The sequence below is a fragment of the Streptomyces sp. NPDC017520 genome, assembly GCF_044329855.1.
Lineage (GTDB): Bacteria > Actinomycetota > Actinomycetes > Streptomycetales > Streptomycetaceae > Streptomyces.
The window spans coordinates 362,400-375,412 of sequence record NZ_JBIRKB010000009.1; the positions used below are offsets into that span (position 1 = coordinate 362,400).

The window sequence follows — 13,013 nt, forward strand, 5'->3', positions numbered from 1 at the left end:
GCGGTCACAGGCTGCTACCGCGATATATCTCCGACCGGCGGGTGCCGGCTACTCCGTAGCGCGGGCGGAAAGGCTACGCGGACGCATATCGGTCCAGTTCGTGTTGACGAAGTCGAGGCATTGCGAGCGGCCGGACGGACCGTACGAGGTCTCCCAGCCGGCGGGAATCAGGATGTCCTCCGGCCACAGCGAGTACTGACCCTCGCCGTTGATGAGCACGACAAAAGTCCCTTTCTCATCGTCAAACGGATTTGCCATGACGCCGTCCTTTCAACCATTTCGCGAAGGCGGGCGGTGCCGCCGCGACGCCGACGGCACCCGCCGAGCCGCTCCGCTGGTTCCACTCCTCCAGCGCCTCGTCCACCGCCGACCGAACAACGGCAATCACCTCCGTCAGCCGGTCGACGACGAAGAAGTGCCCTCCCTCAAACGTCCGGATTACGGTCGGCGCGGAGGACAACTCCCCCCATGACGCGAGCTCGGACAACGAGGCGCCGGGGTCGCGGTCGCCGCCGAGCACCAGCATCGGCACGTCGAGGCGGGGCTGCGGAGCAAACCGGTAGTTCTCGCAAGCCCAGTAGTCAGCCCGCAGGACGCCCACCAGCAGCTCGCGGAAGCTCGGATCGTCGAGTAGGCCGTCCGGCATTCCGCCCTGAGCGCGCACGGCGTCCAGGAACTCACTATCTGACAACCCGCCGACGGCGGGAGCACGCGAGGGCAGCTGCGGCGCCGCCTCCCCGGAGACGATCAGCAGATCCGGCGGGCGGCCGGCAGCCGTCAGCTTGTGCGCGAGCTCGAACGCGATGATCGCGCCCATGCTGTGGCCCAGCAACGCGAAGGCCGTCCGCCCGGCCCGGGCGATGGTGGGCGCCACCAGGTCCCAGGCGAGCCCAGTCACCGACCGGAACGACGGTTCCGAGATGCGCCGCTCCCTGCCCGGCAGCGACACCGGGGCTACGTCGATCCCGTCGCCCAGGCCGGATTGCCAGTGCCGGAACGACGCCAGGTCCCCTCCGGCGTGCGGAAAGCAGAAAAGCGTCAGCGGGGCACCGGTGGCCGACGGAGCAGTGGGAAACCAGATGCTCACCGGCTCTCCGCCCTCCGGTCGGCGGTGGGAAGCAGGATCCGCTCCAGGCCGCGCAGGACGATCTCCTCCTCGCTCGGCGCGAGGGAACTGGGATCGATGTCCAGCTCGCCAAGGTGTATCCGGAAGTCGCCCAGATAGACGGGCGGGTCGCCGGCCTTCATCTCCTCGGTGAGCGTGGTCGCGGTGCGGCCAGCGTCCGACGGATCGACGGTCAGCGCGATTCGGCAGAGCTTGCGGCCGTACTCATCCCGGACGAGCCGGGCGGCGATGCCGGGCAGGCGCCGCAGGCGCGGCAGGAGCGCCGACATCCGCTGGAGCTGCTCCTCGGCGCGCTCCTCTAGGTCGATCGATATGTACTCGTCGACGGCCGCGAGCAGGCCCATCAGGTTCTCCTTGCCGACCTTCATCGGGCGTGCGATGCCGGCGTACTGCGCCCGGCACGCGCCGATCAGGTCAGCGCGCCCGCAAATGAATCCCGTTGTGGGCGCGCCGACCATCTTCGGGCCGCTGAACACCACGAGGTCGGCTCCGGTCGCCACCCAGTGCCGCAGGTCCTCCTCGCCTGCGGCATCGACGATCACGGGCACGCCCCGTTCCCGCCCGATCTCGATGAGCGTTTCCAGCGGAACTCCGCCGTGATGCACCGCATGGTTCGTAGAGCTGACATACACCAGCGCGGCGGTGCGCTCGTTGATCGCGCCGGTGACGTGCCGGGGCAACGTCTGATTGACGGCGCCGACCTCGATCGTCCGTCCGCCGCCGAGCGCAATCATCTGGCTGATGCTCGCGCCGCAGCTGATCGCGTGCCCCTTTTGCAGCACCACCTCGTTGCGCAGGCCGGTCGAGTCGGGGAGCCGCTCGACACGGGTGATGTCGTCGCCCGCGATGCAGGCCGCGACGGCCATCACGATCCCCGCAGCGGCGCCGCTCGTAGGGCAGGCGTCCTCGCTGCCGGCCGCCTTCGCCAAGAGTGTCCCGGACGACCTTCGCAGCTGCTCCATGTCGACGTGGTGGCCAGCGGCGTTCGCCATCGCCGAGACGACGCGTTCGCTGAGCGGGGAACTGCCGAGCGGTGTCGCGTTTCCTTGAGCGCTCACGACGAGTCCGATGCCCAGGTCCTTGTATTCCATCTGTCCTCCGCAGCAGGGGTGATCCCGGCGTGTCCGCCGGGATCAGACGAGGTCGGTCCAGAAGAACGGCTCTTCGCAGCGCTCACGGATTCTGACGCCGCCGTTTCCGTCCTGCCGCCTTCCGTCACGCGCGCCAGCGAGCTCCTCAGCGACCGCGTGCACGGCATCTTCCCGGCCCCCCAGGAACGTGAGTTCGTTAAGGCCTAGGCGAAACACCGGCCCGGGTACATGGGGCAGGTCCACCTGGACATTGACACGGACATTGTGGGCGTACAGCGCCCGCGCCAGCGCATTGGTCCGTTCCGCATCGCCGACCTTGACCCAGACCTGGTGCGTGGCGGTGACAAAACCGCCCTCGTCCGCCACGACGTCGAAGCGGTTCGCGGCGAGCAGCTTCCCGAGCAGCTGGGCGTTGCTGATCACCTGCTTGGCGTAGTCCCTGCCGAAGTGCAGGAACTCGGCGGAGGCGAACGCCAGCGCGAGGGTCTCGGCGAAGTGGTGGCTGCTGAGCATCGAGTACTGGACGTCGTTCAGCCGGTCGTCCAGCTCGGCGGACCGGGTGAACAGCACCCCCTTGTGGGGACCGGGGAAGGTCTTGTGCGTTGATCCACCCATGCTGTCGGCCCCGGTGTCGAGCGGATTGTCCAGGACACCGCCGAGCACCAGCCCGAGAGTATGGCTGCAATCGACGTGCAGGCGGGTCCGGGGCGAGTAGGCGTCGATGAGCTCTCTGACCCGCGACACCTGTAGCTCGTGACGGCCGTTCGCCAGGTCGAGATAGACCAGCACCGGCCGGTGTTCCTGGAGCACCTTGGCGAGCAGCGGTTCGTCCACCGCTCCCCGGGAGACGGGCAGCGTCATCGAGGTGAAGCCGAGGCCCCGCGCGGTGCCACACGTGGCGTGGTGACCGCCCGAACTCTGGGCAATAGAGACGACGACGCCGCCGGAGGAACCCCCGAGGGCCGCCATCGCCATCGTCATCGCCGACATCCCGGACACCGGTCGCACGTTGACGTGCTCCGCGGCGCCCAACCGCCGTAGGGAGCGGACCGCCAGCCCGACCTCGAGCTCCGCCACCTCCTGCCCGCCCCGGAACTGCCAGTATTCGGGATCCAGTCCGAAGTTGAAGAAATAGCGGTTGTAGTAGTCGGTAGCCAGCGGAATCCGCGCCAGCGGCGACATCCGGTTCTCGCTCGGCACCAGATTGACCGCCAGCTCGGCATGCTCGGCGTCCCGGCGGAACCGTTCGAGGCTTCGTCGAATTTCGGCGATATCTGTCATAGTAAAGGTCCTCGATTTTCCGCGCCGAGGCGCTTGGGGCGATTTCAGAACGCTCTGAGTTCGCGTATTCCGTTCTCGATGTCCTCGCGAATGAATACTCGGGTTTCCCTGGAGTTGTGCAGCCCGCGGTGTGCGCAGTTCTGCCGACGAACCAGGGTCTGGGGCAGAAGATGACGCAACCAGAACTGCTCGTACGTCCGGCCTGCGGCCGTGGCGTCGGCCAGCTTGCCCACGGGTTCAGTGCCGCAATTGGCCTCGCGGCTCTCGTAGAACACCGCATGCCCGCCGAAACGGCCGCGTGGTTGATACACGTCAGCCGCCCTGTAGTTCAACGCGTTGACCTCCGCCATGCGCATGACTAGCTCCGTGGAGTAGTCGGACGGAAATTCACCAAGCTCCTTGAGCCTCCGAATACAGATCTCACGGCGCTCTCGTGAATATTCGATATCGGCCATCGAGCAGACGTCTGCAAGGTAGAAATCCACGAGATCCTGCACATCGTACTGAAAACCGTGTACTGGGGGCGGTTCAAAGAGTCCGAGATATGCAACCCTCTTACCTGATTGCTCGAGGCGTTGCGCCATGGCGAATGCGATGACGGCGCTGGAGGAAACTCCGGAGATGAGGTACGGCTCCCCCACCCCGGCAGCGTCCAGGTCCGCGATATACCGGTCGACAATGGCATCTACAGTGGTGAGTGGTTGGTCTTCTAGGTCCAGTCCCTGCGAACGAAGTCCAAGCATCGGCCTACCGATTTCTGAAGAACAGAGTATGCGGTAGAGAAAGGTGATCTCACCCTCCACTGTGGGGAGCAGAACGAGCGGGAGTGCTGCAGGGTCCGCCCCCGGCACCCAGGTCGGCCGCTGCGCGGCCCCCCGCGCGATTCGGCCCTCCCGGACGAGAGCCGCTGTCGCCTCGATGGTCGGTTCGGCGGCAAACAACCCTGCTGGCACCTCGACGCCGAACTCGTCCGTCAGTCCTGCCAGCATGGCCTCTGCGGATTCCTCGGCTCCGCCCAACTCAAAGAAGCCATCATAAATCGAGACATCCTGGATATTGAGAATCCTTTCCCAGAGGATGGCCAGACAGAACTCGTAGTGATCTCGATGGCGATACATACGGGACTTCCCTATCTCGGTGGCAGTCAGCACCACGGAACTCACGAGAACGTGAGTCGGACCCTGGAATCGATGGTCAGCAGAACCTCCTCGAGATCATCGTGGGTGGGTACTGCCCCGGAGACGATGGCTACGGCCGCCTGGTATCCCTGGGTCCAGTCCACAGAATCACCCGGCGCCGCCCGGAAGTGAACCGAGTCGATCACTCCCCTGCCGGACACGCCAACGATCTCGGCCGCCTCTTCGAGCCGCTTCGCGCCAACCGGCGGCACCAAGAGCCGCCGGAACGCAATTTCAGCAGCATCGCGCATCTCGACGCCCGCACTCGGGGGCGGATCAACGGGCAGCCGGAGCGCGGCCCGCAGCGCTAGAGTTCCGACCTCGACACCCCGGCTGCGCTGCAACAGCCATGCGACGAACCCTCCGAGGCGGCCGTTTACCTCGACGATGCCCCAGCCGTCCCCGGTCAGCTTCAGCTCCGTGTGGACGAATCCGTCGACCACGCCAAGCGCCGTGGCCGCGACCTCCGCTAGATCGAGCGCCTCTGCTCGCCGCGTCTCACTCAACCGCGACGGCATAAAGGATCCGGTCTCCCGGAACGGCGGTGCAAACGGGAAGCGGCCTGTGGTTGCCAGATGATGCGCCTCGCCAGCGACGAAGAGGGTCTCCACCGAGACGATGTCGGACCAGCCGGCGCTCGCTGCTCCGGGGGCGCCGACGAGGATCTCCTCAATGATCATCGATGACCTGAGCGCGCCCAGGCAGTCGGCCAGCAGGGTTCGCGCCCGCTCGCCGTCCTCGACGCGATAGGTGTTAGCGCTGCCGCCACCACGGGTTGGTTTGATCACCGCCGGCAGAGGAACCGTAGCTAGCGCCGCGTCGATACCGGCGGTACTCGTTACCTCGGCGAACCGGGGAGACGGCAGCCCCGCCGCCCTCAGCGCCGCCCGTTGTGCCGCCTTGTCCGCGAGCTTCGTGGCGGTATCTGGGGAATGGAAGCGCAGACCCAGCCTTGCCGCGATGGCCGCCGACAGTTCGACGCAGTGATCACAGAAGGTGATGACCCCTTGCGGGTCGAGGGCACCGAGCACATCGAGGCCGGTCCGGACAGAAGGAAGTTCCACGACCTTCCCAAACCCCTTAAGCAGCTTTCGGGTCCCGGCGGGATCGACATTCTCTCCACGCAGAACGAATACAGGCTCACACAGATCCTCGGCCGCAGCAGAGATCTCGTAGGGCGTGAAAGAACCGGTGTCATAAACCACAAGCATGATGGGTAGCCGACTCACGATACGCTCACCTTAGCTCGGACCAGCAATGTGGTTCGTCGGGCATGGATCCACGACAGGCCGGAGATAGCCGTCATGATGCAATTCAAATCCTGCATGGAGCGTTTGATTCGAACGAGGCAATCTCGAAATCGACTGATACTACCCCGACCGCCACCGCATTGGACCGCACGTCTATCGAAATGGACTATCCTCCAACGCTGTCGCGATCGGCCGCCAGTCCTTAATGGCAGCCCGATTTGAATTCGATAGTGTTCCAGGAATGGCGGTGGTCCGATTGTTGCATCGGAAGGGCTTCAAGTTCCAGAGTCTCGGCAGGAAGGTTCAGAAGTGCTGCGAATCGCTGGATGACCCTTGCGCGATGACGCCAGTCCAGGCCAGCGGAGAGCGAATCTGAGGCATCGGGGGGTGGGCAGTGGTATTCGGCTGAGCAGTTGGGAGCGGGATCGCCACCAACGACCAAGACTGCCGGTCCCCAACCGACGGCCGTGGAACCGCCTGCCATCGGCTGCAAGACTGGCCCGCCCTGGCAGGTGCATATTTCGCCGCTCCTTGAACGGCCTCAAGCGTTGCCCTATGGTCCACTGGCCGCCTTTATCCCTTTCCCCAACAGCGCCAGAAAACTGTGAACCTGCCGCTTAAGTGTCTTATCGCGCACTCCACATCGAACCGGATAAGTTGCGTCAAATTCGAGCAAAAAGACAGGGCGCCTTTATTTGATTAGCGGCCGGATCTGGTGGATAAGATCATTGTGCCACTCTGGCTCACCCTTAACGAAAGTGATGGTAGTACATGAAGCCGGAATCACGAGAAATGGCATCGCCAACACTTCCAATAGCGGAAGTGAAATCACCCGAGGCGACGTTGCCGAAATTGTTCCAGGCACAGGTGTATCGGACTCCAGATGCCTCAGCTGTGGTTTCGGGCGGTGAGTCGCTCTCATACGTGGAGCTCAATCGGCGCGCGAACCGCCTGGCCCGGTATCTGGTCGGGCTGAACATCGGCCCCGAGCAGCTAGTAGGGCTGGCGCTGCCGCGATCGTGCGACATGGTGGTAGCGATCCTTGCTGTGGCTAAGGCTGGCGCCGCGTATCTGCCGGTAGACCCGGCCCACCCATCCGAACGGATTCGTTTCCTCCTGAACGACGCCCGGCCAAGATGCCTAGTGACCGTGGGCGGAACAGTCAGCCATCTGCCCGCCGCGATGCCGGTGCAGCTGGTGCTGCTCGACGATCCCCTGGTCGAGCAAGTCATGTCCGAGCTGGACGAGGGGGATCCGACCGACGGTGACCGGACCGGTCCGCTGCTTCCCGACCACCCCGTTTACGTGATCTACACATCCGGCTCCACTGGCACCCCCAAGGGTGTCGTCATCTCCCACCGGAGCTTGGCCAACCTCGCCGTATGGTCGAAGACGGGCTACGGAACCGGCCGTCTCTCTCGCGTGCTCGCGACGACATCCCTGAGCTTCGACGTGTCGGTCTCCGAGTTGGTCCTGCCGCTACTGTTCGGCGGATGCGTCCAGGTCGTAGAGGATCTGTTGGCGCTCGCCGACCCCCTCAAGTGGGACGGCGGCCGCATCGGTGGCGTGCCATCCGCGTTCTCCGCCCTGCTGCAGTGCGGTGGCCCGAAACTCTCTACAGACACCGTCGTGCTGGCCGGCGAGGCGCTCTCCGCCCACCTGGTGCGTCAGATCCGCACGGCCCTGCCCGGCGCCGAGGTGATCAATCTCTACGGTCCGACCGAAGCCACAGTGTTCACGACTGCCTGGTACAGCGGGCACGGCTCCGGTGAGCCGCCATCGGTGCCGATTGGCCGGCCCATCACGAATGCCCGGGTCCACGTGCTCGACGACAGTCTGCGCCCTGCGCCGACTGGTGTGGTGGGCGACCTGTTCATAGCGGGTTCGGGGCTGGCCCGCGGGTACCTAAACCGTCCGGGCCTGACCTCGGAAAGTTTTGTGGCATGTCCGTTCGGTGGGCTGGGCGAACGGATGTACCGGACGGGGGACCGGGTGCGCTGGAACAACGAGGGTTATTTGGAGTTCGTGGGCCGAGCCGACGACCAAGTGAAGATCCGCGGTTTCCGGATCGAATTGGGCGAGGTGGAGGCCGCGCTGGCCGCGCACGCCGAGGTGAGGCAGGTCGCCGTGGTGGTCCGGGAGGACCGGCCGGGCGACAAGCGGCTCGTCGCCTATGTCGTCGCGGCGAACCAAGATTCGGTGGATCTCTCCGGGCTGCGCAAGTACGCGGTTGAGATCCTGCCGGACTACATGGTGCCGTTCATGGTTATCCTGGACGCCCTGCCATTGACCCCGAACGGGAAGCTGGACCGCCGAGCTCTTCCCGCTCCGCGAAGGTAGCCCTGCGGGTCTCCAGCCTGTGCGGCTCTCCCGAACAGGCTGGAGATCGCCAGTCGGTCAGACTGTCAGCTCGACCGGAAGGCGCTTAATCCCCGCCACGAAGTTCGACTTAAGCCGATCCACCGGGCCAGCTAAGCCCATCTCACAGAACGACTCAACCACCCTGGCCAGCACGTGCCGCATCTGCAACCGGGCAAGCGCTGCGGCGACGCAGATGTGCGGCCCATAACCGAACGTGACGTGCGCTCTGCTCGTGCGGGTAACGTCGAAGACGTCCGGCCGGTCGAACACCGCGCTGTCACGGTTCGCCGACGGGTAGAAGACCACTACCTTGTCGCCCCGGCGGATGGGTTGGCCCCGCAGCACGGTGTCGGAGGTGGCGGTACGCCGGAAGTGGACCACTGGCGGCGCGTATCGCAGGCACTCCTCAACGGCCGTGTCAATCAGCGCACGGTCCTTCCTGATGAGCGCATACTGGTCCGGATGCTCAGTCAGTGCTAGCAGCGCGCCTGGCAGCGCGCTGCGCGTTGTGTCGTTGCCGGCCACCGCCAGCAGAAAGAAGAAGTTCTGATACTGGTCCTTCGATAGCCGCTGCCCTTCGACCTTGGCGTTGACGAGCAGCGAGATCAAATCGTCGCCCGGGTGCTCGCGGCGATAGTTGGCAAGCGACGAGGCGTACTCGATCATGTCTGTCAGTTCAGACGGGCTGCGTCGGTCGACGGTCCCGGAATCACTGAACTCGTCATCGTGATATCCGATGATGCGGTTGGCCCAGTCGAAGAAGAATCTCCGGTCGCCGGGGGGCACTCCGAGAACGTACGCCAGGGTCGACAAGGACAGATCGTCGGTCACCTCGGTCACAATGTCGAAAGTGCCACCGTCGCGCAGCGGCTCCATCAGCTCGTCAATTCGGGTTCCGACGAACTGGTCGAACTTCGCGAGGTGCGAGCGAGTGAAGACGCCGCTGACGATTCGACGGTATTTGTTGTGCTCGGGCGGGTCCATGTTGAGCAGCATTTTCCGCAGATAGGGCAGGTCCTGCGGATCCGGGTCACGCAGCTGAGTACCGCCGAGCCCAGCGGAGAACAGCTCGGGGGTCCGGCTTACATACTGCACGTCCTCGTGTCTCATCACGGCCCAGAACCCTGGACCGGCCGGTGCGGTCGTCAACTCCGGCTCCTCGTGCCAGGAGACCGGGGCCTCGTCTCGTAGCCTGGCGTAAGCATCGTAGGGGATTCCATCATTGTAAACTTCTGGGTCGAATATATTAATCACGGATGAGAACCATTCACCATTCTCGAGACCCGACAGTTGCGCGAATCGCATTTAAGTGCGAGTTCCGAGCCGCACCGCACCACCAACTCTCTTATATCCACATCGGCGCAATTTACTATATCGGCCGCAACACCCTCAGGATCCGCTTATCAAATTCCATACCGAACTTTGGTTCGACCAAGTGCCCATATCTGACAATCGCGAATCAGGCGGCGCACTTCACCTAGCCTATGCGCTTGCTGACATTAAATAAGCGAGTCTCTATTCACGCGTCTGGACGAGCCGGACCTCGGCAGGTATTTCGCCAGTGGCGCCGGTTCAGATGAATTGCCTCGCATTCTCGTTCCAGAAGTTGATTTAGCTACTAGCCTGTTGGACCGGATCATTGGCGCTGGCGGACAGTTTGGCGAATGATCCCGAACCGGATCGCGGACTCAAATTACACAGGCTAATCGACCCGCATTGCAAACGGTTCAGTCGCGATTGTGTCGCCATGCACGCTCCGAGCCGATGGCCGCTTTCAGCCGCTAAGCGATCGCCCTAGATGAAGCTTTGGGGGTTCACTCAGGGTATGCTCCTTTGAATTCCTTGGCGTGACGCTGCTTAAGCGTACTGGCCAACCTCTCCCACTCTTTGGCGTATTGGCTCGCTACCTCAGCGACCGCTCGCATGCAGTGCGGCGGGACAGCTGCCAGAAACTGCTCACCCACAGCCAAATCCTGAGCGTGTCCGTTGAGCCAGCGCAGCAAGGTGCGACCGCTGTCTGTGAATCGGAGCGACGGATCTTTGGACAGAATTTCCATAAACCGCACCTGCCTTGCAACGGTTGGCCGCGGGCCCGGTGCATGGGGAACCGCCGTAAGGCGATCCTGCCGCGGCACCGAGGCCGTACCCGATGCGAGGGCCCGGACATTATCCTGCGACGGGGCTGAGGTCGGTTCGTCCGGGAGCGGGACAGTCGTGCCAGGTAACAGTCCCTGTCGGATGCGGTGCACGGTACTGATAGAAACGCCGGCTTGATCTGCGACATCGCGCAGTGTCTGGTTCGGCCCTTCCTCTAACAGGGCCAGGACTTTCTCACGCTGCTCCGTCATGTCGATGGACCGTAACCTTCCATCCCTCCCGAGGCGTGCAGTCGACGGTTTTGAGTGAGGAAATTCCTCACTCGAAAGCCTCTTCCGCGCTGCTCCCACAGTCTTCGGCGACACCCCCGCGACTGCTGCAATGGCGCGGTCCGACCAGTGCGAATGGGAGGCAAGGATACGCACTACAGCCGCTCTGCGATCCTTGGCAGCCAGGGGCAAGCCATGGCTGATATTGGCCTCTACTGACCGGATGAATAGCTCGGCTGGCGAACCCTCGACATAGCGGACTGAAATGTCGCGCTCGCCACGCGCGATCACAGCCTGTAGTCGATGCATACCATCCACAACACGCCCAGTTTTCTGGTGCACGAGGATCGGTTCGAACTCAGCACCGCTCTCGGCGAGGGCTTGAATATGATCTTGATTTAGCCCTGCCAGGCGGGGCGAGTCCGATGGCAACAAGGATCCGACCAGCACCTTGTGAATTTGCGAATCTGAACCATTGCCAGACAATAGCCCCCCGTGCCTTTCTCGCAAACGGCGCCGATGTGATGCGCCCACGATTGGTAATTACCAGTGAGTCCGTGCCCGACCCAGGCGTGAGGATCACTCACACTAGGGGCATCGAGGGGCCTTCGGAAAGTGTCCTGAACATCCCTCCTAGGTCACACAGTTGACAACTGTGCCCCGTGGACAGGTGCTGACCGGTCTGCATGACGTGTGTACGGGTGGGCTCCTTGGTGGTCGTCACTGAGGCGAGTTCCATGCCGGCGGCAGCGATAACACCCGGATGAGGCACTCCCTTGTCCACCCGATATTGCTACGCAATAACAAACTCTGTCAACGAGAGTTTTTGGTCGGGGGCCTATCGTTTAGAGTCTGTTCAACGGACACCGCCTGAGTTTCGTGAGCAAATGCCAGATGGTGCGGAACGTTTGTGACAAATGGGCAATTTTTGAGTATCGGGCGAGGTTGCTCGTACGCTCCTTGGGGCACAGCAATCCACCTCGCTACCCCTTTAATGATCTGGCTCGCTCGTGGGTCCGGGGATGCTGCTTTCCCTTACCGAGCGGATGACCTGAGGGGCTTCAGTGGGCCTGAAGGATGCCCTTGGGGATGCTGATGAGCGCATCTGTGTGTCAAGCAGCCTCCACGAGGCCCATGCGACGGTCGCCATTGAAGGGCGCAATAGGCAACGTTCGACTGGCGTTGCTTGGTTGCTCCGCGAGCCTACGCCGGGATCTTGCAACCGCTAACACAGTGATCTGTGCTAGCGGCGATGAGATAGCAGGCGAGTTTGAGAAAGGTCTCGTGGACGCCGGCTCGGCGCTTATAGCGGATGCGAGGGCGCTTACAGCGCCTAACACAATGAGCTGGTTCGGGCCTACTATCCGTGTCAGGCGTTGGGCGTTCAGCCGGGCATGGGGGCGTCGCCGCGGATCGTGCCGGATGAGTTGTGGGATCGCCTGGAGCCGCTGCTGCCGAGGCGGCCGAAGCGGTTCAGGTATCCGAGGCGGAAACCGTTGCCCGACCGGAAGGTGCTGTGCGCGGTCCTGGATGCCCTGCACACCGGCATCCAGTGAGAACACCTCCCTCACGAGTTCGGGTTCGGCTCGGGTATGACGTGTGCTGGCGCAGGCTGCGGGGCTGGAGCGAGGCGGGCGTGTAGCAGCGGCTCCGCGAGGTCCTCGAAAAGGGGATCCACACGGGCCCTTCGCCGCTGGTCGACCGGGGCCGGGCCGAGTCGCAGCACGCCGTGATCACCGACGGCCACGGCACCCGCCCGAGGTCCTGCTGACCGTCGGCAACGCAACGATGTCACTCAACTGCTGTCCCTGCTCGAGGCCGTTCCGGCCGTGCGTGACCAGATGAACACCCTCGCCGCCGGTTCGACGCGCTGTTCGCCGACCGCGGCTACGACCACGCCATCTACCGCGACCAGGTCCGCGCCCGCGGCATCGTCCCCGGCATCTCCCGACACGGAACCCTGCACGGCACCGGCCTGGGCACCTACCGGTTGGTGATCGAACGCACCGTCTCCTGGCTCCACGGGTTTCCGCCGACTCAACATCCGCGGGGAGAGGCGAGCCGAAATCCACGAAGCCCTCCTCGAACTCGCCTGCTGTCTGATCACCCACCGACAACTCAAGTCTTTGTGCTAGCCGCTGCTAGAACCGTGGTGGTGGTCGTCCCTTCTGGTTCAGGGACGGTCACAGTTCTTCGTGCAGTGTGCGGAGGTCTGGTCGGCCTTTCTAGTCGTGGCGCGTTCTGTGGCGGGGGGGGGGGGGGGGGCGCGCCCCCCCCCCCCCCCCCGGCGGGGGGGGGGGGGGGGCGCCGCAGACAGGGGGGGGGCCCCCGCAAATAACCCGCGCTTTTGATAGATACCG

General features: G+C 63.8%; 9 protein-coding genes and 1 pseudogene. 2 read left to right on the forward strand and 8 right to left on the reverse strand.

Going from position 1 to position 13,013, the window contains the following annotated elements; all coding sequences use genetic code 11:
- Positions 1-48 precede the first annotated feature (48 nt).
- From ACH4KB_RS23500 to ACH4KB_RS23525, 6 genes are read right to left on the reverse strand one after another with little or no spacing between them, the layout of a single operon-like run.
- Positions 49-258 (reverse strand): MbtH family protein, encoded by a 210-nt coding sequence (locus ACH4KB_RS23500; RefSeq protein WP_398067844.1) that lies wholly within the window; start codon positions 256-258, stop codon positions 49-51.
- Entirely contained in the window at positions 242-1,087 is an 846-nt protein-coding gene (locus ACH4KB_RS23505) for a thioesterase II family protein (RefSeq protein ID WP_398067845.1), read from the reverse strand. The genes ACH4KB_RS23500 and ACH4KB_RS23505 overlap by 17 nt, the downstream gene beginning before the upstream one ends.
- On the reverse strand, positions 1,084-2,217 hold the full coding sequence (locus ACH4KB_RS23510) for an aminotransferase class V-fold PLP-dependent enzyme (RefSeq protein ID WP_398067846.1): 1,134 nt from the start codon (positions 2,215-2,217) through the stop codon (positions 1,084-1,086). The genes ACH4KB_RS23505 and ACH4KB_RS23510 overlap by 4 nt, the downstream gene beginning before the upstream one ends.
- Before the next feature lie 42 nt (positions 2,218-2,259).
- Positions 2,260-3,498 (reverse strand): aminotransferase class I/II-fold pyridoxal phosphate-dependent enzyme, encoded by a 1,239-nt coding sequence (locus ACH4KB_RS23515; protein WP_398067847.1) that lies wholly within the window; start codon positions 3,496-3,498, stop codon positions 2,260-2,262.
- Between the two features lie 44 nt (positions 3,499-3,542).
- Positions 3,543-4,652: a thioesterase domain-containing protein gene (locus ACH4KB_RS23520; RefSeq protein ID WP_398067848.1), complete on the reverse strand. Its 1,110-nt coding sequence runs from the start codon at positions 4,650-4,652 to the stop codon at positions 3,543-3,545.
- A 5-nt stretch (positions 4,653-4,657) separates the two neighbouring features.
- Positions 4,658-5,887 carry an acetyl-CoA carboxylase biotin carboxylase subunit family protein gene (locus ACH4KB_RS23525; RefSeq protein WP_398067849.1) on the reverse strand — a complete coding sequence of 410 codons (1,230 nt, stop codon included), beginning with the start codon at positions 5,885-5,887 and terminating at the stop codon, positions 4,658-4,660.
- Between the two features lie 861 nt (positions 5,888-6,748).
- Here ACH4KB_RS23525 and ACH4KB_RS23530 point away from each other — a divergent pair.
- A complete protein-coding gene (locus ACH4KB_RS23530) occupies positions 6,749-8,266 on the forward strand; it encodes an amino acid adenylation domain-containing protein (RefSeq protein WP_398067850.1) in 1,518 nt (505 codons plus the stop codon).
- Between the two features lie 57 nt (positions 8,267-8,323).
- Here the strand turns inward: ACH4KB_RS23530 and ACH4KB_RS23535 are convergent, their stop codons facing one another.
- Together ACH4KB_RS23535 and ACH4KB_RS23540 are read right to left on the reverse strand one after the other, a co-directional pair.
- Entirely contained in the window at positions 8,324-9,436 is a 1,113-nt protein-coding gene (locus tag ACH4KB_RS23535; protein WP_398067851.1) for a cytochrome P450, read from the reverse strand.
- A 665-nt stretch (positions 9,437-10,101) separates the two neighbouring features.
- A complete protein-coding gene (locus ACH4KB_RS23540; protein WP_398067852.1) occupies positions 10,102-10,635 on the reverse strand; it encodes a helix-turn-helix domain-containing protein in 534 nt (177 codons plus the stop codon).
- Positions 10,636-12,047: 1,412 nt separating this feature from the next.
- Between ACH4KB_RS23540 and ACH4KB_RS23545 the strand changes: the two are divergent.
- Positions 12,048-12,788 (forward strand): annotated as a pseudogene (locus ACH4KB_RS23545) (transposase).
- Positions 12,789-13,013: the final 225 nt, after the last annotated feature.

Bases quoted from the DNA above. Each gene is read 5' to 3' on its own strand.
- ACH4KB_RS23525 (WP_398067849.1), bottom strand. From the start codon at position 5,887: ATGCTTGTGGTTTATGACACCGGTTCTTTCACGCCCTACGAGATCTCT.
- ACH4KB_RS23500 (WP_398067844.1), bottom strand. From the start codon at position 258: ATGGCAAATCCGTTTGACGATGAGAAAGGGACTTTTGTCGTGCTCATC.
- ACH4KB_RS23540 (WP_398067852.1), bottom strand. From the start codon at position 10,635: ATGACGGAGCAGCGTGAGAAAGTCCTGGCCCTGTTAGAGGAAGGGCCG.
- ACH4KB_RS23515 (WP_398067847.1), bottom strand. From the start codon at position 3,498: ATGACAGATATCGCCGAAATTCGACGAAGCCTCGAACGGTTCCGCCGG.
- ACH4KB_RS23510 (WP_398067846.1), bottom strand. From the start codon at position 2,217: ATGGAATACAAGGACCTGGGCATCGGACTCGTCGTGAGCGCTCAAGGA.